General features: G+C 58.6%; 25 protein-coding genes and 1 pseudogene. 20 read left to right on the forward strand and 6 right to left on the reverse strand.

Annotation, left to right across the window (positions count from 1 at the left end; genetic code table 11):
• Positions 1–75 precede the first annotated feature (75 nt).
• The 16 genes and pseudogenes from pabC (at position 76) to ABNP46_RS10090 (ending at position 14,445) form a co-directional block, all read left to right on the forward strand.
• Positions 76–882 (forward strand): aminodeoxychorismate lyase, encoded by an 807-nt coding sequence (pabC, locus tag ABNP46_RS10015; protein WP_349922230.1) that lies wholly within the window; start codon positions 76–78, stop codon positions 880–882.
• The gene (gene mltG, locus ABNP46_RS10020) at positions 872–1,873 is read left to right on the forward strand and encodes an endolytic transglycosylase MltG (protein WP_349922231.1); all 1,002 of its coding nucleotides are present in this window, start codon (positions 872–874) and stop codon (positions 1,871–1,873) included. The genes pabC and mltG overlap by 11 nt, the downstream gene beginning before the upstream one ends.
• Entirely contained in the window at positions 1,873–2,514 is a 642-nt protein-coding gene (gene tmk / locus ABNP46_RS10025) for a dTMP kinase (protein ID WP_349922232.1), read from the forward strand. Before mltG ends, tmk begins: the two co-directional genes overlap by 1 nt.
• Positions 2,499–3,446 carry a DNA polymerase III subunit delta' gene (holB, locus tag ABNP46_RS10030; protein WP_349922233.1) on the forward strand — a complete coding sequence of 316 codons (948 nt, stop codon included), beginning with the start codon at positions 2,499–2,501 and terminating at the stop codon, positions 3,444–3,446. Before tmk ends, holB begins: the two co-directional genes overlap by 16 nt.
• Before the next feature lie 27 nt (positions 3,447–3,473).
• Positions 3,474–4,253 (forward strand): TatD family hydrolase, encoded by a 780-nt coding sequence (locus tag ABNP46_RS10035; protein WP_349922234.1) that lies wholly within the window; start codon positions 3,474–3,476, stop codon positions 4,251–4,253.
• A 374-nt stretch (positions 4,254–4,627) separates the two neighbouring features.
• Positions 4,628–5,569, forward strand: a complete 942-nt coding sequence (locus ABNP46_RS10040; protein WP_349922455.1) for a site-specific integrase — start codon at positions 4,628–4,630, stop codon at positions 5,567–5,569.
• Between the two features lie 137 nt (positions 5,570–5,706).
• Entirely contained in the window at positions 5,707–6,045 is a 339-nt protein-coding gene (locus ABNP46_RS10045) for an Hpt domain-containing protein (protein ID WP_349922235.1), read from the forward strand.
• A 145-nt stretch (positions 6,046–6,190) separates the two neighbouring features.
• Complete coding sequence (locus ABNP46_RS10050) at positions 6,191–6,823, forward strand: fimbrial protein (RefSeq protein ID WP_349922236.1); 633 nt, start codon at positions 6,191–6,193, stop codon at positions 6,821–6,823.
• The gene (locus tag ABNP46_RS10055; RefSeq protein ID WP_349922237.1) at positions 6,820–7,539 is read left to right on the forward strand and encodes a fimbrial biogenesis chaperone; all 720 of its coding nucleotides are present in this window, start codon (positions 6,820–6,822) and stop codon (positions 7,537–7,539) included. Before ABNP46_RS10050 ends, ABNP46_RS10055 begins: the two co-directional genes overlap by 4 nt.
• Before the next feature lie 222 nt (positions 7,540–7,761).
• Positions 7,762–10,121 (forward strand): annotated as a pseudogene (locus ABNP46_RS10060) (fimbria/pilus outer membrane usher protein).
• Between the two features lie 175 nt (positions 10,122–10,296).
• Positions 10,297–10,713, forward strand: coding sequence for a hypothetical protein (locus ABNP46_RS10065; protein ID WP_349922238.1), 417 nt, complete (start codon positions 10,297–10,299; stop codon positions 10,711–10,713).
• 46 nt (positions 10,714–10,759) lie between these two features.
• Complete coding sequence (locus ABNP46_RS10070; RefSeq protein ID WP_349922239.1) at positions 10,760–11,077, forward strand: hypothetical protein; 318 nt, start codon at positions 10,760–10,762, stop codon at positions 11,075–11,077.
• Positions 10,968–11,345, forward strand: a complete 378-nt coding sequence (locus tag ABNP46_RS10075) for a fimbrial protein (protein ID WP_349922457.1) — start codon at positions 10,968–10,970, stop codon at positions 11,343–11,345. Before ABNP46_RS10070 ends, ABNP46_RS10075 begins: the two co-directional genes overlap by 110 nt.
• A 52-nt stretch (positions 11,346–11,397) precedes the next feature.
• Positions 11,398–12,444 (forward strand): fimbrial protein, encoded by a 1,047-nt coding sequence (locus ABNP46_RS10080; protein ID WP_349922240.1) that lies wholly within the window; start codon positions 11,398–11,400, stop codon positions 12,442–12,444.
• A gap of 173 nt (positions 12,445–12,617) precedes the next feature.
• Positions 12,618–13,670, forward strand: a complete 1,053-nt coding sequence (locus tag ABNP46_RS10085; protein WP_349922241.1) for a fimbrial protein — start codon at positions 12,618–12,620, stop codon at positions 13,668–13,670.
• A 229-nt stretch (positions 13,671–13,899) separates the two neighbouring features.
• Positions 13,900–14,445, forward strand: a complete 546-nt coding sequence (locus ABNP46_RS10090) for a hypothetical protein (protein WP_349922242.1) — start codon at positions 13,900–13,902, stop codon at positions 14,443–14,445.
• 87 nt (positions 14,446–14,532) lie between these two features.
• Here ABNP46_RS10090 and ABNP46_RS10095 read toward each other — a convergent pair whose 3' ends face one another.
• The gene (locus ABNP46_RS10095; RefSeq protein ID WP_349922243.1) at positions 14,533–15,975 is read right to left on the reverse strand and encodes an amidase; all 1,443 of its coding nucleotides are present in this window, start codon (positions 15,973–15,975) and stop codon (positions 14,533–14,535) included.
• Positions 15,976–16,445: 470 nt separating this feature from the next.
• On the opposite strand from ABNP46_RS10095, the gene ABNP46_RS10100 reads away from it, so the two are divergent.
• A complete protein-coding gene (locus ABNP46_RS10100; RefSeq protein ID WP_434476194.1) occupies positions 16,446–16,718 on the forward strand; it encodes a RepB family protein in 273 nt (90 codons plus the stop codon).
• A 258-nt stretch (positions 16,719–16,976) separates the two neighbouring features.
• Here the strand turns inward: ABNP46_RS10100 and rsmF are convergent, their stop codons facing one another.
• From rsmF to ABNP46_RS10120, 4 genes are all read right to left on the reverse strand, one after another.
• Positions 16,977–18,407, reverse strand: a complete 1,431-nt coding sequence (rsmF, locus tag ABNP46_RS10105; protein WP_349922245.1) for a 16S rRNA (cytosine(1407)-C(5))-methyltransferase RsmF — start codon at positions 18,405–18,407, stop codon at positions 16,977–16,979.
• Positions 18,408–18,547: 140 nt separating this feature from the next.
• Positions 18,548–21,100, reverse strand: coding sequence for an MlaD family protein (locus tag ABNP46_RS10110; protein ID WP_349922246.1), 2,553 nt, complete (start codon positions 21,098–21,100; stop codon positions 18,548–18,550).
• A gap of 55 nt (positions 21,101–21,155) precedes the next feature.
• Complete coding sequence (locus ABNP46_RS10115) at positions 21,156–21,764, reverse strand: paraquat-inducible protein A (RefSeq protein WP_349922247.1); 609 nt, start codon at positions 21,762–21,764, stop codon at positions 21,156–21,158.
• Positions 21,742–22,386, reverse strand: coding sequence for a paraquat-inducible protein A (locus tag ABNP46_RS10120; RefSeq protein WP_349922248.1), 645 nt, complete (start codon positions 22,384–22,386; stop codon positions 21,742–21,744). Before ABNP46_RS10120 ends, ABNP46_RS10115 begins: the two co-directional genes overlap by 23 nt.
• 254 nt (positions 22,387–22,640) lie before the next feature.
• Here ABNP46_RS10120 and ABNP46_RS10125 point away from each other — a divergent pair, with 254 nt between their 5' ends.
• The 3 genes from ABNP46_RS10125 to ABNP46_RS10135 all read left to right on the forward strand — a co-directional run bounded on the left by ABNP46_RS10125 (position 22,641) and on the right by ABNP46_RS10135 (position 25,023).
• The gene (locus ABNP46_RS10125; protein ID WP_349922249.1) at positions 22,641–22,955 is read left to right on the forward strand and encodes a YebG family protein; all 315 of its coding nucleotides are present in this window, start codon (positions 22,641–22,643) and stop codon (positions 22,953–22,955) included.
• A 272-nt stretch (positions 22,956–23,227) separates the two neighbouring features.
• Positions 23,228–24,505 carry a tyrosine-type recombinase/integrase gene (locus ABNP46_RS10130; RefSeq protein WP_349922250.1) on the forward strand — a complete coding sequence of 426 codons (1,278 nt, stop codon included), beginning with the start codon at positions 23,228–23,230 and terminating at the stop codon, positions 24,503–24,505.
• A gap of 167 nt (positions 24,506–24,672) precedes the next feature.
• Entirely contained in the window at positions 24,673–25,023 is a 351-nt protein-coding gene (locus tag ABNP46_RS10135; protein WP_349922251.1) for a DUF3653 domain-containing protein, read from the forward strand.
• Positions 25,024–25,088: 65 nt separating this feature from the next.
• On the opposite strand, the gene ABNP46_RS10140 is transcribed toward ABNP46_RS10135, so the two are convergent.
• A complete protein-coding gene (locus tag ABNP46_RS10140) occupies positions 25,089–25,280 on the reverse strand; it encodes a hypothetical protein (RefSeq protein ID WP_349922252.1) in 192 nt (63 codons plus the stop codon).
• Positions 25,281–25,400: the final 120 nt, after the last annotated feature.

The raw sequence follows: 25,400 nt of genomic DNA on the forward strand, positions 1-25,400 counted from the left end.
CTCGCTGGGCAGATTGCTAGCGAAGTGTCGGGCCCGATACGCCAGTATCGGGCCTTTTTTATCAAAGGGACCTGTATGCTGATCAATGGAGTGTCAACAGAAGCCCTATCTGCCAGGGACCGCGGTCTGGCATACGCAGATGGCCATTTCACCACCATGCTGGTGCAGGGAGGGGAGGTCGTCTGGTGGCCGGATCACCTGGCTCGCCTGCAGCAGGCCAGCCATCGGCTCGGCTTTGCCGCCATCCCCTGGGATCAGCTTGCCGCCGAGGTGGCAAGCCTGGCGGCGGGTCAGACGCAGGCTGTCGTGAAAGTCGTGCTGACCCGTGGCAGTGGCGGACGGGGTTATGACGGGGTCAACTGCGACTCACCCACCCGTATTGTTTCGCTGGCTGATTATCCGGCCCACTACCCGGACTGGCAGCGGACCGGCATTGAAGCGCTGATCTGTCAGCAACGCCTCGGGGACGCCCCCATGCTGGCGGGGCTCAAGAGCCTCGGGCGGCTAGAGCAAGTTTTGCTCAAGCGCGAACTTGCCGCGCGCGGTGGAGTCGAAGGTATAGTGTTGAACAGCCGCGGATTTCTGGTAGAAGGTGTCAGCGCGAATCTGTTTTGGCGTCGTGGCAAGACGGTGTTTACCCCGGATCTCACCCATGGCGGTGTGGACGGCATCATGCGACGACGTGTGATGGGGATGCTTAAACAGATGGGCATTGAACTGCGTGTCGTGGAGGCTCCGCTGGAGTCACTGTGGCAGGCCGAAGAAGTATGGTTGACCAATACCCTGATGGGCATAGTGCCGCTCAATCGCATTGGCGATCAAGGCTATCCCAACCCGGTATTGATCCGCCGTTTACAGGAGCGTTTGGTCATTGAAGTTTAATCGACTTTATACTCTGCTCGCGGGAGCGGCCCTGACGGCCGCCGTCGCCGGGGGGTATGTGTATTACAAATGGCAAGAGGTGGAGACCCTCACCAACAAGGGGCCGACCCGCCTCTTCACCGTCGAGAAGGGCGCCCATGCGGCGCGCCTCATCACCGAGCTCGGGGAGGGGGAACCTGCCCCCTGGGCGGTGCGTCTGTGGTTGCGTGGCCATCCCGAATTGGTGGCCATCAAGTCCGGCACCTATGAGATCAAGGAAGGGGCTCCGCTCAAGGAGACCCTCTCCCTGTTCGCCTCTGGCAAGGAGTTCCACTTCAGCCTCACCTTCGTGGAAGGATCCCGCTTCGAGGATTGGCAGAAACAGCTCGCCAGCGCGCCTTATCTGGAGCGTTTGACGGTGGAGCAGGACGAGACGGAAATCGCTCAGGAGCTGGGCATAGAGAATGGCAAGCTGGAAGGGTGGTTCCTGCCAGAGACTTATGCTTACACCACCCACGCCAGCGATATTTCCATCTTACGTCGCGCCTATCAGGATATGCAGTCCTTCCTGCTGCAGAACTGGGACAAGCGTCAGGCCAATCTGCCCTACAAGAGCCCTTATGAGGCGCTGATCATGGCCTCCATCATCGAAAAAGAGACCGGTCAGCCGGACGAACGGGCGCAGATCGCCTCCGTCTTCGTCAATCGCCTGCGTCTTGGCATGAAGCTGCAGACTGACCCCACCGTCATCTACGGGGTCAAGGACAGGTACGATGGCAACATCCGCCGCAGCGATCTGACCGACATCAACCCCTATAACACCTATGTGATCGATGGCCTGCCGCCGACCCCCATCGCCATGCCGGGCAAGGCTTCCATCGAGGCGGCGCTCAATCCCCTGTCGACCGACTATCTCTATTTCGTCGCCAAAGGGGGCGGGGCCCACTACTTCTCCAAGACCCTCGATGAACACAATCGGGCGGTGCGCGAATACATATTGAAGAAACCCTAATGTCTAAATTTATCGTGATTGAAGGACTCGAAGGGGCAGGGAAGAGCTCCGCCGTACGTTATGTCACCGACTATCTGCAGACGCATGGAGTGGGGCGGATCGAGTGCACCCGTGAACCGGGCGGCACACCGCTCGCCGAGCGGATACGCGCCATCGTGAAAGAAGTGCACGACGAGCGCCTTACCATCGAAGCCGAACTGCTGCTGATGTACGCCTCCCGGGTGCAACTGGTGGAAACCCGGATCAAGCCCGCCCTGGCGGACGGCGTCTGGGTGGTGGGGGACAGACATGACCTCTCCTCCCAGGCGTATCAGGGGGGCGGACGCGGTATCGATGCCCAACTCATCAAGGCCATCAAGCAGGCGGTGCTCGGAGATTTCAAACCGGACCTGACCCTCTATCTGGATATCGATCCCGCCCTCGGATTGCAACGTGCTCGCCATCGCGGCGAGCTGGATCGCATCGAGCTGGAAAAAATCGGTTTCTTCGAGCGCACCCGCCTGCGTTACCTGGAACTGGCGGCGCAGGATGAGGCCATCAAGGTGATCGACGCAGGCCAGACACCGGCCGAGGTCAAGGCCGCCATCGAGGCCACCCTCGATGCTTATTTCACGCGCGAGGGCCTATGTATCCCTGGCTGATCCCGGAATGGCAAAGTCTGAGCCTGAATGCCCGGCGTGGTCGACTCGGCCATGCGTGGCTGCTGCTCGGGGATCCCGGTCTTGGCAAGGAGCAGCTGGCCGAGCGGCTGGCCAGGTTGCACCTGTGCCAGCAGCCAAGGGACGGGGAGCCCTGCGATCGGTGTCACTCCTGCCAGTTGCTGGACAAGGGACATCACCCGGATCTCGGCACCATCGGCACCGAGAGCAAGACCATCGGCGTCGAGGCCATTCGCGAGATCTGTGGCCGGTTGCAGAGCACCTCCCAGCTCGGTCGTGGCAAGGTGGTGATCATCTTTGACGCGGAGCGCATGACGGAGTCTGCCGCCAATGCCCTGCTGAAAACCCTGGAAGAGCCGGCCGGCGACAGCCTGCTGCTGCTCATCGCCTCCAAGGTTTCCCGTCTGCTGCCGACGATCCTGAGTCGTTGCCACAAGCATGTCTGCCAATTGCCGACGGAAGGGGAGACGCTAAACTGGCTCGCAGCGCAGGGGCACCAGGCCACCCAGGCCCAGGTGCGGATCTGCCAGGGGGCGCCGCTGCGGGTGCTGGACTATATCGAAGCCCAGCAAGATGAGGCTCGCCGGACTCTGCTGGAGAGTTTTGTCTCCCTGTCACAAGCCCCGACACGGGCGGCCAGCGTCTGTGGCCAACTGGCGGAAGAGAGTCAGGTTCGCCTGCACTGGCTGCAGCTGTTTCTGTGTGATGCCCTCAAGACCCAGGCAGGTTGCGGTCATCACCAGTTGGCCATGCCGGATCTCGCGGCCCTCAGCCAGCAGCTGGCCGAGCGTCACTCCAGTGAAAAATTGCTGGAGGCGGAGCAGCAACTCGTCGGCCTCAAGGCCGCCTGTCAGCCGGGGCAGCTCTCCAACCCCACCATTCATCTCATGAACTGGCTCAATCGCTGGTTATGATTTGCGTTCAAGCACACAAGGTTAGCTATGTTACTCGTTGATTCCCATTGTCACCTCGATCGCCTGAGCTACGGCAGCAAGCAGACCGACATGGCCGATGTGCTGGCCAAGGCGGCGGCGCAGGAGGTGGGTTACTTTCTCTGCGTGAGTGTGACCCAGGGCCAGTTCCCGACCATGTTGGCGGCGATCGCTCCCTATCCCCAGGTCTTTGCCTCCTGCGGTGTGCATCCGCTCAACCAGGATCCCGGGGTCGATGCGAGCCTGCTGCTGACTCAGGCGGCTGACTCTCGTGTGGTCGCTATCGGCGAGACGGGGTTGGACTATTTCTACTCGCCGGAAAACAAGGAAGTGCAGCAAGACTCCTTCCGTGAACACATCCGGGTAGCGCGGGCACTGAACAAGCCCCTCATCATTCATACCCGGGATGCTCAGGACGATACCTTGCGGATCATGCGTGAAGAGGGGGCGGATCAGGTGGGCGGTGTACTGCACTGCTTCACCGAGTCTCTCGAGATGGCCGAGGCGGCCATGGCGATGGGGTTTTACATCTCCATCTCCGGCATCGTCACCTTCAAGAATGCCGCCGCCTTGCAGGCGGTGGTCAAGGTGCTGCCCCTCGAGCGGCTGCTGGTCGAAACCGACTCGCCGTATCTTGCGCCTATTCCCCATCGGGGGAGGGAGAACGAGCCCGCCTTCGTGCGAGACGTCGCCCAGTTTATTGCCGACCTTCGCCAGATCCCGCTGACGCAGTTGGCCGAGGCCACCAGCCACAACTTCTTCGAGCTGTTCAAGCTGGCAAAAAAATAATCAACAAGGCCCCATCAACGGGGCCTTGTTATTTTCAATCGACAGGATAACCCACCTGATAAAAACGAAAACCGAATCACGTTATCTCTCACCATTCAACTGAACAGAAGCAACTCGGTTTCTGGAAACAGGTGAAATGGCAGTCGGGGGATGGGAGGTTCCCACTGATGCTGAAGGGGGTTAAAACTGACTTCCTATAAGTATCGATAATATTCATTATCGATACTTGATGGATCTGGAAGATCCTGTAAGATCCTCGTAAACTTCTCATTGAATCATCAGCTTAAGTGACCTATCCATCCTCACAGGTGTCTGCCCATCACTCATTGCAGGCAGTATTCGATCCCGGGCTCAACAGCCGAGCTCGCCGCTTCCTGCGCAGCGCAAAATCGGACTCGACCCTCAATGCCTATGAGGCGGACACCCGCATCTTCGTCTACTGGTGCCAGTTGCAGCGGCTGGATCCACTGCAAAGCACCCATCATGACATCATGAACTTCCTGGCGGATCAGGCTGACGGCATTCTCGCCGACTGGGTTTGGCTCGATAAGGAGGAGGGGAAGGGAGAGCTTCGCAACGGCGAGCCGCGCAAACCGGCAACCTTGGTGAGGCGTCTTGCCGGCATTCGCTACGCCTTCAAACAAAAAGGCGTTCACCCCATGCCGACCGAGCACGCAGAGATCAAGGAGATGATGCGCGGCATCGTGCGCCTCGGGGATAATCGCAAGCGCAAGACCGGGGCGCTGACCCTGCAGCCGCTGAACCAGGTACTGGATGAGATAGATACCCGCAGCCTCGCCGGTTTGCGGGATCACACCTTGCTGCTGCTGATGTTCAGCGGCGCCCTGCGCCGCTCGGAGGCGGCCCGTATCGAAGTGAGCGATCTCCAGTTCGTGGGGCAGGGGATCCGCCTTCGCCTCAAACCGAGCAAACATCAGTTGCACGAGACCGAGATAGCCCTAATCCCCGGTAAACACCACTGTCCGGTCAGAGCGCTGCAACGCTGGCTGAAACAAAGCCGGATCGATGAGGGGCCGCTGTTTCGGCGCATGAACCGCTGGGGACAATTGATGCCGGATGCCCTAGGCCCACAGGGCATCAACCTGATGATCAAGCGCCGCACCGGCCAGGCCATCGACGATCTCCAGGTCAGCGGCCACAGTCTGCGGCGCGGTTTCATCACCTCGGCGGTCACCGCCGGCAAGCCCATGAACAAGATCATCGAAGTAACGAGGCACAAGGACATACGCACCTTGCAGGAGTACTTCGATGACGCGCACAAGTTCTCCGACCATGCCCTGGATGGCCTGTTATAAGCCTCTCGTCCTGTTCACCGCCAGTTATCTGTCCATAGGGTGATTTTCATCACCCTGTTTTCCAAAAGAAAATTCATCTCACCCCCGAGCCTACGCCTGCCGTTGAGGCCATATTCGATATCTCAGGGGTGGAGAAGATGACGGGAGGCAACCCGACCCTGGTGATCACATTGCTGGAGCAGATGAATGAGAGCACCCGAGGGGATCTGGCCACGCTGGAGCAACTGCTCAAGTCCCCGGATCTGGCGCGTTTTGACAGTCTGGCTCACCGCATTAAAGGAGCGGCCAAGATCATCAAGGCCCGCCCCCTGTTTGCCTGTTGTGAGGCCCTGGAGGCGTCGTGTCAGCGCCAGGACATGTCACGGGTTACCCAACAGGCGCTGCAACTGGCCACCGCCATGGAAGAGCTGATCACGGCCATTGAGCAACAAGTGCTGAACAAAACCCAGATTAACCACAAACAAACCATGAGTTAACATTTGGTCAACTGGACTCGAGGTGGTTAAGACTTTTCCTACAGATCCGTAGGCTGGGACCGACAGAGATTCTCGTGCTGAATTCTTAAAATGGCGGTGCGTTGTGAATACACATAGACGCTCGTTTCATTATCAGGAGCTAAACATGAAAAAAGTAATCTTCGCCGCCGTATCCGGTCTTGCCATGATGAGTGCCCAGAGCGCCTATGCTGCCGATGGCCAAATCACCATCACCGGTGAGGTTGTCGATGCTGCCTGTGACATCGCCGTCAATGGTGGTGTGAGTGATGCCACTGTCCAGTTGCCAACCATTTCCAAGACCGCCCTGGCCAATGCCGGTGACATCGCGGGCAGCACGCCAGTCATGATGTCCCTGAGCAACTGCCCGGCCTCCGGTGCCGTACGTGCCTTCTTTGAAGCCATGAACGTTGACCAGAGTACCGGCAACCTCCAGAACCTGGGTTCCGCCCAGAATGTCCAGGTTCAGTTTGCCAACCCTGCTGGGGCCGCTATCGACATGCGTGACCAAAGCCAAAACATGTTCACCTCCTTTGTTGACAATGCCGGTGTCGGCTCGGCCGACATTCAATACACCGTTCAATACGTGGCCACTGACGCAGCTGTTGCCGGTACCGTCGCTACCGTGGCGAGCTATAACCCCTTGGCAGCAGACCCTGTGCTGCTGCCATACTTTTTTAGATGGATATCTATCGATAAGCCGTCTCTGGCAGCAGTGTTCTCTGCTGTTGCCAGTGTTTTTTTGAGGAAATCACTATGAAAACCAGCTTGAAGAGACTGTCTGCCTGCCTGATAGCCGGCGCACTCTGCTTTCCCTTGCTGGCCCAGGCCGGTGTCAAGATCATGGGCACCCGCTTCATCTACCCGGAGCAGGAACGCGAGATCACGGTGCGCCTGACCAATAACTCGGCAAGGCCGACCCTGGTCCAATCCTGGCTCGACAAAGGGGATCCATCGGTAGAGCCGGGCGCAGAAAAGCTCCCCTTCATGGTGCTGCCCCCTCTGACCCGTATCGAAGCCAACAAGGGGCAGGTCCTGCGCATTACCAAGGTTGCCAATCCCGTGCAGGATCGTGAATCCGTCTACTGGCTCAATGTGCTGGAGATCCCGCCAAGGGCCGAAGGCACCCAGGATCGCAACGTCATGCAGCTTGCCTTCCGCTCGCGCCTCAAGCTGTTCTATCGGCCCGCTGGGTTGACTGGCTCCCCGATTGACGCTGCCAAGTCCCTGAGCTGGACACCAACCCCCACGGGGATCCGGGTGCGCAATGACTCGGCCTTTCACGTCAGCTTTGCCGATGTCACCGTGAAGGCGGCCGGCAGGCAATTCAAGATAGCGGCCGCCGGCATGGTGAACCCGCGTTCCAGCCGCGACTACCCCCTCAAGGGGTGGCAGGGCGCAACGGGCACCGTCAGCGCCAACTGGATCGACGACTTCGGGGCAACCCGAGACCAGAGCTACACCTTGAAACCCTGATCATCCACGCTCTATCGCCTGTTTCGATTTGCATGAACGAGGCTCACTTCAGACGCGAGTGACCGCCTCCGGCCCGCTCATGCTGTCCATTTCTCACTCTTCTGGATACGCGGTATGAACTTCTCCCGATGCACCAACACAGATAACCCGCAGATGCCTGCCGAGCGACCATGGCGACCCACGGCCATCGCCGAGGCGATCTGTGCGCTGCTCGGCATGGGCATGCTCTCGTCGGCGCTGGCGACGGAATCCCCAGAGGCGATCCCGGCGGTGTCGAGCAATGAAGCCGTCCAGTTTGACAACACATTCCTGCGGGGGCTGGGCCAGAACATCGACCTTTCTCAATTCTCCGAGGCCGGGGCCATCCTGCCCGGCACCTATACCCTGGACATCACCCTCAACGGCAAGGAGCGGCTGCGCCAATCCGTCGAAGTGACTCAAGGGGAGGGGCAAGCCTCATCCAAGTTCTGCTTTAAGGCCGCCGATGTCCATCGCTGGGGGGCCAAGCTCGAACAGCTGCCCAATCAGGAGGACGTCACGCAACTGCTGGCAACCGACTGCATCGAGGTCGGCAAGCTGATCCCGGGGGCGACCTTCACCATGGACACGGCCGAACTCACCGGGGTACTGAGCATCCCCCAGGCCTATGCGGGCCAGGTCAAACGCGGTTACGTGGATCCCGCCGAGTGGGATGAGGGGATCGACGCCGCCATCCTCGGCTATCACGCCAACGCCTTCCACAATGAGCGCGATGGCGCGGCCTCCAGCACGGATTACAGCGTCAATATCAACGCCGGCATCAATCATGGCGGCTGGCGACTGCGCCATAACGGCAGCTATCAGAGCGGTAACGACACCGGCAGCACCTATACGGCCCTCAATACCTATGCCCAGACCGATATTGATCCCCTCCAGTCCCAGCTGACCCTGGGTGAATATTTCACCTCGGGCAATGACTTTGACTGCATCCCCTTCACCGGAGTGCAGTTGGCCAGCGACGACAGCATGCTGCCGGAGAGCGAGCGGGGCTTCGCCCCCGTCATCCGGGGCACCGCCGACACCAACGCCAAGGTCACGGTGAGCCAGAACGGCAACCAGGTCTACGAGACCACGGTCGCACCTGGCGCCTTCGTCATCGACGATCTCTATGCCACCGGCTATGCGGGCGATCTCGAGGTGACCGTCACCGAGGCGGATGGGCGTGAGAAGCACTTCACCGTGCCTTTCTCCTCCGTGGTGCAGATGTTGCGCCCGGATGCTTCCCGCTTCAACCTGGCGGCGGGCCAGTACCGTGACGAGAGCCTCAGCGATGAACCCTGGTTCTTGCAGGGCACCTATCGGCGCGGGATCAGCAACAGCCTGACCCTCTATGGGGGGGCCTCGCTGAGGATTACGGTTCATTGCTGGGGGGAGCGGCCTTCGCGACCCCTATTGGTGCCGTGGCGCTGGACGCCACCTTCTCCCACGCCAGAGGGCTGCCCGGCGGACTAAACGGTCTGCCCCAGGATGGCGACATGACGGGTCAGAGTTACCGGGTGAGCTACAGCAAGCTGCTGGATCAGAGCCGCACCAACTTCTCCCTCGCCGCCTATCGCTTCTCCAGCGAAGAGTTTCTGAGTTTTGGCGACTTCGCCCGCCAGCGCGAAAACACGGACAGCACCTACATGCGCGAGCGCAATCGCTTCCAGCTCAGCGTCAGCCAGCCCATGGGGCAGTATGGGGATCTCAACTTCACCGGCCTTATCCGTAATTACTGGGGAGAGCAGTCGAGCGTCACTACCTATCAGCTCGGTTACAACAAGAGCTTCGGCTGGGGCAGCCTCGGCGTCTCCGCCAGCCGGGAACTGCAGGAGTACGGCAGCAACGACACCCTGATGCTGACCGCCAGCATCCCCATCGGCAGCGGCCGCCAGCGCCCTCTGCTCAGCACCACGGCCACCTTCAACGAGGACCACAGCAGTTCGGTTCGAACCAACCTCTCCGGTTCCCTCGGCGAATACAGCCAGCTCAACTACGGCCTCTATGGCAGCCGGGACCATGACAGCACGGGCAATGATTACACCTATGGCGGCAACCTCAACTACCGCACCTCGGCCGCCCAGCTCGGGGCCAGCTATAGCCACGGAGAGAGCTACAACCAATACTCGGCCACGGCGAGCGGCACCCTGGTGCTTCACTCGGGCGGTGTGGTCATGAGCCCGGAGCGGGGCGAGACCATGGCACTGATGGTGGCCGACGGCGCCCCCGGCGCCATGCTCAACACCGACCAGGGCAATCGTCTGGATGGCGATGGTCAGGCCCTCAAGGCAGAGCTCACCCCTTATCGCCAGAACACGCTCGGCATCAGCCCCCGTGGCTTGCCGATGGATGTCGAGCTGCAGGTCACCTCCCAACGCGCGGTGCCACGCCGTGGCGCCGTGGTACGACTCGATTACGCCACCCTCAATGGCAAGCCGCTGCTACTGCGCCTGGACGATATCCGCATTCCCTTCGGGGCGAGTGTGAAAGATGGGGACAACAACCAGGTGGCCCTGGTGGGGCAGGGGGGATCATCTTCCTGCGCGGCGAACACAAGGGGCTGAAAGTCGTCTGGGGTCCGCAGTCTGAGCATCAATGCCAGTTGCAATATCCCCCCGTGAGCGATGACAGCAGCGAGAATGTCTACCAGCAGCGCGATGCGACATGCACCTAGTGGCAGGTTTTAAATAATGAAATACCTAATATTTCAGTGTTTTGTTTTGCTTTGTGGAGTCTCGTATGGTTAACATATTATATATTGCTCTAGCTTGGTTGCTGCTGGCCCTCTCCAGCCTGCTGCCCGCACACCAGGCCTTTGCCGCCAGCACTCCCATTCCGGCAGGCTTGCCGCAAAAGCAGTGCAGCGGTGATCTCACCCGCAATGTCACTGCCGTGGTTGATACCGGCGACAATGGCCAGGATGTGGGTTCCGGCGTCATCTATAAAAACAACTTCAACACCGGCACCCAGTCCACCGTGGTCTGCAATTGTCCAGACCCCTACAACTTCAGTGGCGTGACCTATTCGGCCTACTACACCCTTCCCGATAACGGTCAAAACGGCAATATCTGGGCCATCCTCAACGAGAGCCTCCATTTACAATGCGCCGGGCGCGGGCAGCCTGCAGTTGCCGTTCGAGCGTTTCTCTTCCTATAGCCAGGAGTGCAACAGCGCCAACAACCAGTTTCAGGATTCGGAGGGAATGAGCGGCAGTTTCGACGTCAAGATCACCAAGGGCATACTGGGGGAGTCGAGATTCACCGGCATTCTGGGTCGCCTCTATCGCACCTATGGCAACATCCCCGACCGCGCCTTCCCCATCGCCGAGTATTATGTGGATCTCACCGTCAAATCCAGCGCCGAGTGCAGCTTCGAGGGGGGGGGAGGTCTTTACCGTGGATCTCGGTTCCGTGGCAAGGCAGAGCCTGCAGGACGGGGCGCCGCCCGCTGGTTACAGCCCAAGGCCCCTCAATATCACCATCGAGTGCAGCAACTTGGTCACTGCCCCAACCCAACTTGAATACTTCTTCAATGGTGTGGGCGCGCCCAACGCCGAGGGTCCCTTTATCGCCACCAGCAACCCCGGCGTCGTGGTCGGCATGACAGATGATGCTGGTAACCCCATCGGGCTGGGGAGCAGCAACAGCGTGTTGCGCCCCTTCCAGAACGGCCAGTCCAGCATGGACCTGCGTTTCTACCCCGCCAAGACGCCGGGTTACAGCGCCCCCATCGAACCGGGGGCCTTTTCGGCCAACGCCATCGTCACCGTCACCGTCACGCTCCCCTGATGCTGACCATTTATTTGAAAAAATGCCGCAATAGCAATACAGGAAACGCCATATGAATGACCCGCACGCAATGGCGCATAAAGGGGCAATAACCAGGGTCTGCCTGACGGTGATGCTGGTTGTCGTCTCCCTCTGGTCCAAGGGGGCCATGGCCGAGTTGCCAGTGAATCAGTGCGAGGGTAATCCGCTGATCAATCACCAACTGGTGATTGATCAAACATTCGGGGATGGCACGGCCGCCACCGGAGATAAAATGACCCTGGAAGCAGGGTCCGGACAGTCAGGCACTGGCCTGTGCAATTGCCGTGACAGCAAAAGCTATTATTCGTGGTTCACAGGGCGATCCAACTTACCCGAGGCGGGGGGCGGTTACTATCAACTCAACGAATATCTCGACGCACAAATTTCTATCTATGTTTATAGCGCCGGATTTCAACTGGTGCCCTTTACCTCGGTACAAAATAGCGCGACCTCTCAATGTGCCGGTGCCAATACCGTGGTCTCTGGGGTCGCCACAGGGGGACGGGCAATGGTGACCTTCCGCTTGCGCAAAGGGATTGTGGGGTACGTGAAATATTCAGGTGAGCTCGCCTCCCTCTATTGGATGATAGGTTCAAATAAGCTCCCCGATTTTAACTATCCCTTCGCGGTGGTGAATGCGGATATTACGCTGGGGGCGCTCGCGCAATGCAATTTCAGACAAGGCGATACCTTTACCGTTGATCTGGGCGATGTCTACAAGGGCAATATGACGGACGGCAACATACCGAACAATTACACCCCCAGAAACATTGATCTGAGTGTGGATTGCACCAATCTGGACAGCTCGGCCCTTGAATATAATTTCCAGAGCGCCTCCGGCTCCACCGGTGATTTTATCAACACGGATCTTCCGGGAGTGGGCGTGGGGTTGCTCGATGGGAGTGGCAACCCCATTGGACTCGGCATCAATAATGCGGTGACGGTCCCGACGGTTGGTACAGTAGATAATTCCGCAAGCGACTTTAATGTCAAACTGTATCCGACCAAATTGGCAGGACAAGAGGTGCAGCCTGGCCACTTCTCGGCGCAAGCCATCGTGACGGTTTCAATACCCTAGTGCCAGGCTGAATGTTCAAACACAGACGCGGCCCCATGCATATTGGTAGCCATGGTCGCAAAGGGGATCCGAGATGGATTCCCTTTTTCGCTTTCAATTGCAGGGAACGGTTGTTGCTCAATTCTTCATCGGCCCAGGGTGGGTCATATCCACAATCAACCGGTCAGAACTGTATGAGTATTGCCATGATGAACCTTATGATTGCCGGGCCTCGCTGGTTATTGAAATCGGTGGGCATTCTTTCGCTGACCCTCTTCTTTGCCTGGCCCAATGTAGCATCAGCCAAACATCGCTGGCAGTGTGAAGGGGATCCCTTGATTGTGCATAAATTCGCGGTTGAATCCGACCTGGCTGCGGATAGCACGGGTAATGCCGCGGGCACCCTGATAGAGGAGGAGAGTCACTCCGGGCAATCCGGCAGAGGGAAATGTGATTGCTGGGAGGATGGCCAATATTACTCATTTTTCACGGCGACGACCGACTTGCCAGATGCAGGCAATGGCTGGCGGATGCTCAATGATTATATCGAGGTGAAAACCTTTATATTCATCTATGGTCCAGGTTTTCAGGAAGTGCCGTTTGATAGCGTCCAGAATGCCGGATTGTCGACCTGCTATAAGCGGGACTCCCTGGTCAGCGGGGTCGCCACCGGCAGTCAAATCAAGACGCAGTTTCGGCTGCGCAAGGGCATCATCGCCCAGGTCTTGTTTTCCGGACGGCTCGCCACCCTGTACTGGCGACTGGCCCCTGATCCTGGCTCCGTCGATTACGCCTATCCCTTCGCCTATGTCGATGCGAATATCCAGCTCAATGCCGATACCTCCTGCTCGTTCAGACAGGGGGATACCTTTACCGTGGAGCTGGGCAAGATTGGCAAATATGCGCTCAAGACAGGGGAGCCCCCCCTGAGCCCGCCACCGGCGCGGCTCGATCTCGGTGTGGACTGCGTCAATATGCAGAGCAACCAGGTCATTGACTATACCTTCCAGAGCGCCTCCGGCTCGGAAGGCAACCTGATCAAGACCACCCTGCCCGGCGTCGGGATCGGGTTGCTCGACGACAACCACAACCCCATTGGACTGGGGTTCGAAAACTCGGTTTCGGTGCCCTCGACCAACGCATCGACGCACTTCTTCGTCAACCTGTATCCAGCCCGGCTACCCGGTCAGGCCATCGAAGTGGGGCAGTTCAGTGCCCAGGCCATCGTCACCATGACACTGCCTTGATGCTCATGCATCGCGAGGGGCGACATCCGGTTAGCCAGCATTGGCAGGAGGATCGCATTGAAACATAACACCGTTAATAGGTTATTTTTCAGCATTAATAACCAAGAAATTCATTTTGTGACATATGTAATAGATGTTTTTTTTACGATTCACCATGCGGTCACGGTATGCTTTTTAACGTGGTCATCCGTGCATATTGACCCGCCCGGCGGGTACAGAGGAGAGAAACATGAAGAACGGGATAAGCCTGTACTGGAGCCTGTCGATGGCGCTCTGCCTGAGTGTGTCACTCTCTCTGCCGCTCCCGGCCCAGGCGGGCAATACCAATAACTGCAGCAGCGGCGATCTGCCCAACACGGCCATGATGAATAGCCAGTTGACGAATAATACGGCGCTCGGCAGCCTGATCCCGGGCTCGGATGCGCGCCTCACCGTCAATATCACCTGTACATCGGCCTGGCAAAACAACATGCAAGATTGTGCCGGCGGCGGCGGCTGGGCCCTCAGCCCGGTATCGGGTGTCATCCCGACCCTGGTCCCCGGCTATAGCGATGTCTATACCTATGCGGGCATGCCCCCCAGCGTCGGTTACCAGATCCTCAATGCCGCCGGCCAGGCCTTCGATGCCGGCGGCAGCGAGTTTCCCTTGCAAAACCTCGGCAGTGGACAAAACCTCATCAGCCTGCCGTTTTCAGCCGAATACGTGCAGACCGAGGAGAGCCTGACCCCGGGCACCGTCATGGTCCAGGGCATGGTGACCATCGATTACAACTGAGATGTTTATCGGCCATTAGGCGCCCCCGGTATCAACCGGGGGAGGGGCCAGCTAAGCGTAATCATCGTCAATCGCTGACCCTGTCTCTTAGAGTGCCGGGCCTGGCCATTGGACACTTGGGAACAGCGATTCAACCACCGCAGACAAGGCTAATACGCCGCGATCATCCAAGTGCCTGCCCATGATTTGCAATCCGATGGGGCGACCATCCCGAGTGAACCCGATAGGAACAGAGGCCGCCGGGAGCCCGGTAAAGTTTGCCAGTGCCGAAAATGGCACCCAAGCCGAAGGGGACAATGCTTTTCCGGCAATCAGTGAAGGGCCATAAGTATCAATGGGAAAGGCTGCCGATGCCGTCGTTGGGGTGATCAGAAAATCGAAATTCTGCATAAAACGGGCAGTCGCATTTACAATACGTTTTCTTTCGACCAAGGCATGGCTGAATTGATCACCCGACCATGTTCTTTCAAGAATACTGCCCAGCCATCCGTCAATGGCAACCCCTTTATCTTCCGACATTGATATCAAACCAGAGCGATCCGTCTCTAGCGCAACGATCGTATCCAATAACGTTTCATTGTTTCCTATGGCGGGGAATGCCTGCTCCATATTGCCAAGCACGGCTTTTAATCGCATGGCGACGCTATCAACGGCGGCAATGATTTCAGGATCTACCACGGCAAAACCCAGATCCGTTGAGTAGGCAAATCGACAATGTCGCAATGAATCGATGCTTTTTAACGCCCAGTCATCTGATTCAGCAGGAATGGAATGGCGATCATAAGGGGATGGGCCACTGAGGACAGAGAGTGCCAGCGCCGCATCAGCCGCACTGCGCGTCAGCGGGCCAATATGCTCCAGCGACTCCCATCCTGACTGGCCGGGATAGCGCTCATCCCTGCAACCGGGATAAAGAGGAACGCGCCCCCAGGAGGGTTTCATCCCAAACACACCCGACAGTGCGGCGGGTATCCGGATAGATCCCCCCCCATCACTTCCCAAGGCAAGAGGAACCATTCTTGCCGCGACCGCCGCCGCAGATCCCGCGCTTGAGCCGCCTGGCGTGAGATCGGTATTCCAGGGGTTTCTTGTCGTAGGAAATAACTTGTTATGACCGACTGCCCCATAACCAAATTCCGAGGTATTCGTTTTACCCAATATGACGGCACCTGCTTCTTTCAGGCGCTGAACAACAATATCATCAGTGTCAGGAATAAAATCTTCGTACAATAATGAACCGAACGTGGTACGAACGCCTTTGGTACAAATTAAATCTTTGACCGCAACGGGGACACCGGCCAAGGGGCCGACTGGCTTGCCGGCTAATATCAAATCATCGATATGTTCGGCCTGTTGCCTTGCGCCATCGCCATCAACCAAACAAAATGCGTGTAATTCAATATCGTATTTCTGAATGCGTTGGAGTGCCAACTCCGTCACCTCTGCTGCCTTATATTCTTTGCGGGCGATCGACGCAGACAGGTCACTGAGGCTAAGTGCCAATGGTGATGTTGGTGTATTTTCAAACATATTTTTCCCATTCTCGCTGTCACATGTTGATAGGCAGTATCATTGATTTTTATGTGGGTAGGAACCTTGACAGGTATCAATGACCACTGACTCCATCATTGTCTTGAAACCATCCTCTGCATTTGCCAGAGCTGGCGCAGGGGGCAAGAAGCAATATACGTCTGCGTCATTTAATGGGGGCTTTACCGACGCGCCGATCGTCATCGCCAGTGAAACCGGATGGCCATGTTTTGGCATCACCATTTTTCTGAAGCGGGGCATGAGGACTTAACCTTTACAGCCCAACTGCGTCAGGGCCTTTTTTATGTTAAATTGCATCTTGTTGATCCAATGGTATATTTAGCCGTCCCCCTGAACAGCCTTCACGCTCTCTCTCGGGGGGAGGGCAGCGGCAAGGAAGCACTTCTTTGCCGCCCGCAATATGCGAAGTGAGAGATAACAGTCAAGAAACCTGAATGTTGCAAGGTCATATGAGCCAGAATATCACGCAAGAAAAACCGCTTTCAGAGCCGCAGGACAATGCCGAGCGTCAGCGCCAACATGTGAAGCGCAAGCAGGAGAGTCACAGCCGGTTGCAATGCTGGATCAGCAATCGTCACGCCGAGCGGTTGCAGGATCTCGGCCAACATCTGGAAGACAGTCAAGCCTCTCTCATCGAACAGGCCATCGATCTGCTCTACCAGCACGAACTGGTGCCCAGCTATCGCGAAGCAGAGAGCCCCCTCCCGGATCCGGTGGAATAAAGAGAACACGAGCAGCGATCTTCATTTGTGAGGGCATAAAAAAAGCCAGGTACGAATTCCTTGTACCTGGCATAGGGGAATTGGCTCCTTGCAGAGCCGTGCGCTAACGGGTGTGCAGATAGCCTTAAGCGTAGACAAGACCCAAGGCATTTCAAGATCTGACTAAAAGTTCAACCAGAGTGTAGGTTTTTCAGACTCGTTCAGGTTTAGCATCAGTCTGTGACGCCATCGAACCAACCCCAGCCACCGGCATACCACTCACCCATTGAACAGGTTGTTGTCGCGCACCAGCTCACGGGGGAGGGCATTCTTGACCCGACTGCCGACCCATTTCCCCATGCCCAGCGGCTGTCCCTGATAACGGACGATCACTTCGCCGGATCCTGCTGCCAGCTCCGGCCAGACATCCCGCCCCATCATGTACTCCCGCGCATTGTTCGAATCCAGCTCCACCACCCCGTGAGTGGCCGCGCCGCCATAGGCCAGCGCCCACTCGTGGGTCAGGCGATACCCCTTCTTGAAGGTTTCCGCCAGCTTGATGCCGATGCGATCGAAGCGCAGCTTGCCCTGCAGCTCCCCGAATACCTCGGGGAAGAGCCAGATCTCATCGTTGCGCCCATAAAGCACGCCTCGGGGCGCCACCCCGAAGTTGGCTCCGATCTCGCGCACCATGGGCTCACTCTCTTTTGCCGGCAGCGGCAGATAGGGGAACTTGCCGAGCTTGCCCGGTTTGAACAGGGGGTTGGGCACCGAATGATGTTTGCGAAGACGGGCGACAAAGAAGCCTTCACTGTCGAAGATCTGGGGCCAGACATGCAGGTAACCCTCGGCCGTGCAGGCCTTGTCCGCACCGGGAAAGAGGTCCGCGAGCGAGTCAAAACTCAGGGCATCGCCGAATTTATCCAGCAAGGATTGGCAGATGGCCTGGTTCTCCAGGGTGCTCAAGGTGCAGGTGGAGTAGACCAGCACGCCGCCGGGTTTGAGGGCATGGAAGGCGCTTTCCAGCAGTCCGGCCTGCACCGCCGCTATCTCATCGATGCTCGCCAGGCTCCAGTTGCGCAGGGCATCGTCGTCCTTGCGCACCGTCCCTTCACCGGAGCAGGGGGCGTCCAGCAGAATGGCGTCGAAGGTCTCCGGCAACCACTGGCCAAAGACCTTGGCATCGAAATGGGTCATGCCGACATTGGTCACGCCGCAGCGCTGGATGTTGGCACTCAGCACCTTGAGGCGGCTGCTGGAGTATTCGTTGGCCACCAGCATGCCCTGATTGTTCATCAGTGCCGCAATCTGGGTGGTCTTGGATCCCGGCGCCGCCGCCGCATCCAGCAAGATGCCATCCCGTTTGACCTTGTCGCTGGCAAAGAGCGCCGTTACCGGCAGCATGGAACTCGCCTCCTGGATATAGAAGAGGCCGCTCAGGTGCTCGGCGGTGTTGCCAAGGGGCACGCTTTCGTCCTCTCGACTCAGCCAGAAGCCGGTCTCGCACCAGGGCACGGGATCCAGCAGCCAGCCCAGCTGCTGCATCTGCAAGACAAATTCAGGGACGCCGATCTTGAGGGTATTGACCCGTATGCTGCGGCGCAGCGGTCGTCGGCAGCTCGCCACGAACTCATCCATGGAGAGGTGATCGGGCATGATGGCGGCGATATGACGCAGGAAGTGATCGGGGAGGTAGGTGTTGTCGTGCACGGTGCAATCTCGCGGACCCAAAACAAGGGGCGACATCTTATCACAGGGAGTGCTCCCTCTTCAGGCCACTTTCATGGCGCAGCGACCCTCCGCTCAATAAAAAACCGGCCAGAGGCCGGTTTTCTTCAAGCAGGAGAGGATCAAGGCTGGATGCGGGGGCTCCACTCCAGCCACTCTTTCTCCGCCTTGCCGTAAAGGGGATAGCTGTGGCCACCCTTGACGGTGGGGCCCATCTCCCGCTCCGGCGTGTTGAAGGCGATACCACCGGCCAGCAGACTCTGCACGGTTTCCACTTCTATGGTGCCGCCGGTGAGGCCGATGTCCGCCTTGACGCCGGAGACATTCCAGAAGCGGCTGTTGGCCCGCACCAGATGGGCATACTCCTTGTCGATGCTCACATCGATCAGCACCTCGCTGCCATCGCGGGCCAGGGCGACCCGGGTCACGCTGCCCACCACCAGCTTGCGAAACAGCAAGGGGCTGCCGACGCTGATCCCGCTGACGGAAGGGCTCTTGAGGGTCAGGACCAGGCCGGTGGGGCCACTTTGACTCAAGGGGAAACGCTCCTTGCCGGCGCCCTGGCCAGGACTGGCCTCGACGAAGGCGCCCTTGATCAGGGTGTCGAGGTGAGAGACGCCCCCCAGCCCCAGCTTGGCCTGTACCAGGGTGAAGCGGGCACCGGATTGCAGGAAGCGCTCGGCATACTGGTTGTCTAGCTCCGCCTTGAAGCTCACCTGGCCGAGGGAGGGATCCAGCAGTACCTGCTCAATCTTGCCGATGTCCACCCCACGATAGCGGATGGGACTGCCGACCCCCAGACCCGGATTGCTCTCGGCCACCAGGGTCAGCGTTCTCACCTGGGTTTGCGCCTGCTCCTTGCTGTCAAACAGCTGGTGGCTGCTGCGACCGGTGCCGAGGCGGTCAAACTCGATGGCTCCGCGCAGCAAGGTGGCGAGGTTGCCCATCTTGACCTGCACGCCGTCGAGCCGGATCTTGCCGTCGATGGCCGCCTTCTTCCAGAACTGGGGGAGCTGCCTGAGCAGGGGGGCATAAGTGGCATCGATCTCGAGGGTGATCTCGACCCCCTTGGCGTCAGCCTTGAGCCCCTTGACCCGGCCTGCCTCCAGTCCCAGATAGAGCACGGGGGAGCCAATCCCGATCCCGTCGGCCTGGTCGGTCCGCAGCAACCAGCGCTCCGGTTTGGCATTGCGACTGCCGAGCAGCGCCAGCTCTTCGCTGGGGTAGAGGCGGTCGATCCGCTCCCCCGAGGGCGCCTGAACGAGCTTGATGCCGCCGCCGAGCCAGGCGCTGGCCGGGCTGGTATCAACCTTGATGCCCGCGAGGCTCGCATCGATCTGCAAGGGGGAGGCGCGGTAGAAGCGAGCTCGATTCAGCAAGGCGCGATGGGCCTCTTCCACCCGCAGGGCGACCCTGGCATTGCCGCTGGCATCCAGACTGAGCGGCCCCACCTGACCTATCTGCAATCCCTTGAACCAGAGTGGGGCGCCCTCGCTCAAGCCGGCGAGATCGTCAGCCTGCAGAGTCAGGAGGATGCCGCCCACTTGTCCCTGGCTCTCTAGGGTCATGGCATGCACTCGCTCACCGGCCACGTAGTCCAGGCGAATGGCGGGACCGGCCAGCAGGCGATCCGCATGCTTGAGGCCGGAGGGGGAGAGGGAGATCGCTTCCCACACCAGACGGCTCTTGCCGGTCATCCTGAAGGCCTGCTCCGGATTGATCAGCGCCGTCACCTCCCGGCCCTGCTGGGTCAGGCGGATGGGATCGATGCGGCCAATCTCGATGCCCTCAAACAGGATGGGCATCCCTCCCTTGATGGGCAGCGAGCCCGCCTGGATCTGAATGCGCTCACCGCGCGCCGCCTCGGCCAGCCCCTTGTAGAGGGTGAAGTTCTGGCCCTTCTCGGCAGAGGCCGAGCCCTTGGGAGAGTCGAAGGCGATGCCGCCGCTCAGTATGGAGGTGAGGCTGCCGGCTTCCACCTTGACCCCTTCCAGGCTGAAGGAGCCCTTGATGCCGCTGATGTTCCAGAAGCGGGTGTCGGTCTTGATGAGGTGCTCAAAGCGCGGTTCGATCACCAGATCCAGGATCACGTTCTGGTTCTCCTCACCGAGGCGGGTATTGATGACACTGCCCACCTCCAGCCCGCGGAAATAGATCTTGGCACCAATACCCACCGACCCCAGGGAGTCGGCCGTCAGATGCAGGGTGCGCCCCTGGGCCTGATAGCCGGGGGGAGGGCCGTCAATGGCGTCGAACTCATCCTCTTGCGGGTTGTTCTCCCGCCCGGGTTGCAGGTTGATGTAGTTGCCGGAGACCAGGGTGTCGAGGCCGGAGATCTCGGTGAGTGACGCCTTGGGACTTACCAGCCAGAAGTCGGACCCCTTGCGGATCAGCGGACGGGCGCGGCTGTCCACCTTGGCCAGCACGGCGATCTTGCGGCCGTCGGCGGCGAGCTCCAGCTCTTGCACGACGCCGATGGCCACCCCTTGATAGCGCAGCTGGGTCTTGCCCGGCAAGATGCCGTTGCCCTGGGCAAAGTTGATGCGAATGAGCTGACCGCTGTTGCTCCACTGCTGGTAGAGGAAGCCCCCCGCCAGCAAGAGTGCGATGGCGGGCAATAACCAGACTGGGGATAACCAGCGATGTTTCTCAATGACGGGTTCAGCCCCGATCATACCGACTCCTTACATTGGCCGTGGTAACAGCACATCCGATACAGACGAAAATAGACTAGCGAGATGCCTTGTCCCATAACAGGCGGGTATCCAGCATCCGCGCCGACATCATGGTGAGCACCACCACGCCGGCGAAGGCGGTGGCGCCGGGGCCGGCCCGCACGTTGAGCAACACACCCCGATCCACCAGCGCCACCATGAGGGAGATGACGAAAAGATCCAGCATGGACCAGCGGCCGATGAAATCGATGATGCGATACATGATGAGCTGGCGTTTGCGTCGCACCGGCTTGCTCCGTTGCAGCTGCCAGCAGATCCAGCCCAGCCCCAGGATCTTGCCGATGGGCACTATGATGCTCGCGGTCAGCACTATGGTGGCGATCCCCGACATCTTGCTGCGATAGAGCGCCATGATACCGCTGAAGATGGTATCGGACTGCAGTAAACCCTTGTTGTAGAAGTGGGTGATGGGCAGCAGATTGGCGGGCAGCAACATGAAGGTGGCGAGCGCCAGCAGCCCCCAAGACCAGGCAAGGGATCTGGGGATACGCATCTGCAGATGGCTGTGGCAGCGCGGGCAGCTCGCGCCGCTCTGATAGCGCACCAGCAGGCCGCAGGTGTGGCAGCGGCAGAGCCCGAGCTCACGGGCGCTGGTCTGACTCATGGGCCGGCTCCTGTGAGGGGGTGTGCAGAGCAATCTTCTCCCAGTAAGGGGAGGGGTCGAACAGGATCAGCAGCGTCATGTTGAGCAGCATCAGGATCCCGAGGCTCAACAAGCCGCCCCCCAACCGCACATCGGCGATGTCGATGAGCTTGAACAGGGCGACCAGCAGGCTGACGATGTAGACCTCCAGCATGGCCCAGTGGCGAAACACCTCGACGAGTTTCAAGGTCGGCGCCAGTATGTGCCAGCGCTTGGCAAGGCCGGAGGCGAGGGTGAAGATCCCGAGCAGCAAGCCCGTCGGCGCCAGAGCGGCGCACCAGAGTACCAAGCCCGCCACCCAGAATTCGCGCTCTTCAAACAGCACCAGTATGCCCTTGAGCAGGTTGGCGTCCGAGTTGACCCCCGCGAGCCGCAGGTAGATGAGGGGTTCGAAGAAGGCCGACGGCAGCAACAGCAACCCCGTGATGGTGAGCGCCATCAACTGGGAAGATCGGAAGGCGTAGCGCCCGTACAGGTGCTGATGACAGCGGGGACAATGGGCATGACGACGCAGCGGCAATAACTTGCGTTCGATCAGCAAGTCGCAGGCCGGGCAAACGGTCACGGAACGGGTCTCCGACATACGATTCAACCTGTTGAAGGAATTGACAAAATTTACCCTAAAACCAGCCAGCTGTCTTGCCCGGGCACCGCCTTGCCCCAAGAAAAGTGTGTCGGCATGTTGCATACCGGGGGGATGACTCGTCTTGTCCGCCCGTCATCAGGATCCCGCCAGGGCCTAGATGATCGCCGTCAGTGCCTTGGAACGGATAGCTGTTTACAAACACTGTATATCCGTACATATAATTATCTCACTATCATGAGGAGGACGCCATCATGGCCGTTGAGATCAAGTATGTAGTGGTGCGTGGGGGAGTGGAGAAGATGACCTTTACCAGCAAGAAAGAGGCGGATGCCTATGACAAGCTGCTGGATACCGCCGACGAACTGATGACAGTGTTGGCCACTGCGCCGGTGGAACTGACCCCGGAGCAGCAAGAGGGGCTGGCCTTCTACCTGGCCGAGCAGCGGGATCTGCTGCAAAGCGTCTTGCGAGGCGGCAAAGGGCAGGGGATCCCCGCCAGGGATGAGAAAAGCGAGGCTATCTCTGCCGACAAGCCCAAGGGTAAATCCCTCAAGAGCGTGGCCTGAGGGGGAGGCGGGTAGCAGAAGCCTTCACGGGGAGAGAACTGGGTGGTTTATTCAGATATCCAGTTTTTAAATTCATTTTTATTGATATTTACCCCGAGAATTTTCCAACCAACCTGCATATTCATTGAATAATAACGCTAGCGCGGTGATGGCGGTGCCACCAGGAGGCAGGCCCGTATTGATCCCGCCAAGCCGGGCAATGATGCCGATAACCCCATTTATCGGCATCAGGCTCGAACCCTGTCACACCTTATTTCAACAACAAGAACGCCATGACTCATCCGTCTCTACCCCCCGCCATGCCACTGTTCGATAGCCTGCTCCATCTGGAGGCGGGCAACCCGCTGGTCAACCAGTATCTGGCCAATCTCAGCCTGGGGAATGTACCGGATGCGGGACTCGTCTATGAGCTCGCCGTCGACTGGCTGCTGGAGCAGCGCCACAGCGAAAACAATTACAAAACCTATCGCAGCGAGCTGACCACCTTTTTTCACTGGTGTTTCGCGGAGCTGGCCATCAGCCCCAAGGATCTTACCCGGCGCATCATGATGCGCTATCTCGACTACTGCCAGGCGCCGCCGACGACGCTTATCGCTTATCGCAACGTCGCCCAGTTCGTGCAGGACAAGGAGTGGGGAGAGCGGCTGCCCAATCCCCTGTGGCGGCCATTTCTGGGCAAGCGGGAACTGGGGCGGGAGCTGCCATACCGCTTAAGCGAGCAGGCCATGAAGACCAAGCTCGCCATCCTCTCGAGTTTCTTCCAATTCCTCGTCCAGGAAGAGTACATGGATCGCAATCCCGCCCTGTTGCTGCAACGGGTCAATCGCCCCGTGCAGCCGCAGCAGGAGGAGCAGAGCCAATCCTTTTCCGAACTGCAGTGGGCCTATGTCATGCAGGCGGCCGAACAATTGGCAGAAGAAAATCCCGTTCAGCACGAGCGAAGCAGATTTCTCATCTGCCTGATGTATGCCTGTTATCTGCGGATCTCCGAGGTCGCCGCCAGACCCGGTTTCAGCCCGGTGATGAGCCAGTTTCGGCGCGACGCCAAGACGGGCGTCTGGGGCTATTTCATCCCGCGCAGCAAAGGCGGCAAGCGGCGCACCGTTGCGGTGTCACAGGCCTTGCTGGATGCGCTCAAGCGCTATCGCACCTTTTTAGGATTGCCTGCCTTGCCGGCGCCAGGCGATCAGACGCCACTCTTCATACGCCACAAGGCGGCGGCTCACGGTCGTGAACAGGGTGAGCTCAATGCCAACCTCGGGATCCGTCAGTTGAGAGAACTGGTGATGGCGGTACTCGAACAAGCGGCTCATCTGGCCGAACAGGATGGCTTTGCCCAGGATGCCGCCGAGATGCGCAGCCTGACGCCGCACTCCATCCGCCACACCGGCATTACGCATGACATCAACTTGAACGGCCGGCCGTTGTCCCACGTACAAGCCGACGCAGGCCACGACAGCATAGACACCACCTCCAAGTATTTGCATACCGGTCACAGCGAACGGCACGAAAGCGCCAACCGCAAACCGCTGGACCATCTGCACGAATGAGCCGGAGCAAGACACCATCAAGGTGGTCTACGAGCAGCGCCGACGTCTCCCTCGATATGTCCCCTACAGAAAACCGCGCATAATGCCCGGTTTTGTTAAATGCCCATCTGAAACCTGCCGATAAGCCAGCCCACGCAATTTTGCTGGTTTATCAGGTATTTACTTGGATGGAACGAGAGTTGACCAAAAACTTCATTTTTCGTTGGTTTGAATGCGGTTTATCGGAAGAGGAGACGGCAAATCTATGTTTCGTTTCTGTGAGGCAGGTCACATATTGGGATAAGGGTAAAGAGATCCCACCTGTCTATAAACGGCTTATGCGTATGGCATCGGGGCGGGAGCTGCCCACGATCTTCAAAGCCTGGGAAGGCTGGCGGATGGCGAATGACTGCCTGATCTCTCCCAACGGTGTGAGGTTCGATAGAAGAAGGATCGAGGCGTTGGCCGTCATCCATGCAGAACGGACAGAGAAGCAGAAAGAAACTTTCTATTGGAGGAAGAGACTGGGCATCAACTAAACAGAGGAGGGGGCAGAAGCCCCCTTTTCATATCAGCACAACTTGTACCAATTATTTTATCGGCATCAAGAGACTGTCACAGCACTCAGAGCCAAGTCATTCAAGGCCTTGTACGCCTCAGTGTACTCTTTCGTCTTTGCATGCAGATCTTCAATTGTGGCCTTCTGGAGATACATAGCATCCAGTTCAGCTTCAAGGCGATCAACCGCAGCCTGCAGCTTCAAGAGTTTGTCAGCAAAAGCAGAGTCAATAATCATAAGATTCACCATAGTTCAGAGCCGTATGCTCAGGATGCATATGGGTACTCTCCAGTTGTGTTTCAACCCTTTAAAGCAAAGATACAGATGAGAGCCCTTCGGGCTCGATCCCCACAGGGA

Source organism: Aeromonas veronii, assembly GCF_040215105.1.
GTDB classification, from domain to species: domain Bacteria; phylum Pseudomonadota; class Gammaproteobacteria; order Enterobacterales; family Aeromonadaceae; genus Aeromonas; species Aeromonas veronii_G.

Bases quoted from the DNA above. Each gene is read 5' to 3' on its own strand.
- ABNP46_RS10050 (WP_349922236.1), top strand. From the start codon at position 6,191: ATGAAAAAAGTAATCTTCGCCGCCGTATCCGGTCTTGCCATGATGAGT.
- ABNP46_RS10080 (WP_349922240.1), top strand. From the start codon at position 11,398: ATGAATGACCCGCACGCAATGGCGCATAAAGGGGCAATAACCAGGGTC.
- ABNP46_RS10120 (WP_349922248.1), bottom strand. From the start codon at position 22,386: ATGTCGGAGACCCGTTCCGTGACCGTTTGCCCGGCCTGCGACTTGCTG.
- tmk (WP_349922232.1), top strand. From the start codon at position 1,873: ATGTCTAAATTTATCGTGATTGAAGGACTCGAAGGGGCAGGGAAGAGC.
- ABNP46_RS10055 (WP_349922237.1), top strand. From the start codon at position 6,820: ATGAAAACCAGCTTGAAGAGACTGTCTGCCTGCCTGATAGCCGGCGCA.
- ABNP46_RS10070 (WP_349922239.1), top strand. From the start codon at position 10,760: ATGAGCGGCAGTTTCGACGTCAAGATCACCAAGGGCATACTGGGGGAG.
- ABNP46_RS10135 (WP_349922251.1), top strand. From the start codon at position 24,673: ATGGAACGAGAGTTGACCAAAAACTTCATTTTTCGTTGGTTTGAATGC.
- ABNP46_RS10100 (WP_434476194.1), top strand. From the start codon at position 16,446: ATGAGCCAGAATATCACGCAAGAAAAACCGCTTTCAGAGCCGCAGGAC.
- ABNP46_RS10115 (WP_349922247.1), bottom strand. From the start codon at position 21,764: ATGAGTCAGACCAGCGCCCGTGAGCTCGGGCTCTGCCGCTGCCACACC.
- ABNP46_RS10095 (WP_349922243.1), bottom strand. From the start codon at position 15,975: ATGTTTGAAAATACACCAACATCACCATTGGCACTTAGCCTCAGTGAC.
- holB (WP_349922233.1), top strand. From the start codon at position 2,499: ATGTATCCCTGGCTGATCCCGGAATGGCAAAGTCTGAGCCTGAATGCC.
- ABNP46_RS10035 (WP_349922234.1), top strand. From the start codon at position 3,474: ATGTTACTCGTTGATTCCCATTGTCACCTCGATCGCCTGAGCTACGGC.
- ABNP46_RS10085 (WP_349922241.1), top strand. From the start codon at position 12,618: ATGAGTATTGCCATGATGAACCTTATGATTGCCGGGCCTCGCTGGTTA.
- ABNP46_RS10045 (WP_349922235.1), top strand. From the start codon at position 5,707: ATGACGGGAGGCAACCCGACCCTGGTGATCACATTGCTGGAGCAGATG.
- ABNP46_RS10130 (WP_349922250.1), top strand. From the start codon at position 23,228: ATGACTCATCCGTCTCTACCCCCCGCCATGCCACTGTTCGATAGCCTG.
- ABNP46_RS10090 (WP_349922242.1), top strand. From the start codon at position 13,900: ATGAAGAACGGGATAAGCCTGTACTGGAGCCTGTCGATGGCGCTCTGC.
- pabC (WP_349922230.1), top strand. From the start codon at position 76: ATGCTGATCAATGGAGTGTCAACAGAAGCCCTATCTGCCAGGGACCGC.
- ABNP46_RS10125 (WP_349922249.1), top strand. From the start codon at position 22,641: ATGGCCGTTGAGATCAAGTATGTAGTGGTGCGTGGGGGAGTGGAGAAG.
- ABNP46_RS10110 (WP_349922246.1), bottom strand. From the start codon at position 21,100: ATGATCGGGGCTGAACCCGTCATTGAGAAACATCGCTGGTTATCCCCA.
- ABNP46_RS10065 (WP_349922238.1), top strand. From the start codon at position 10,297: ATGGTTAACATATTATATATTGCTCTAGCTTGGTTGCTGCTGGCCCTC.
- ABNP46_RS10140 (WP_349922252.1), bottom strand. From the start codon at position 25,280: ATGATTATTGACTCTGCTTTTGCTGACAAACTCTTGAAGCTGCAGGCT.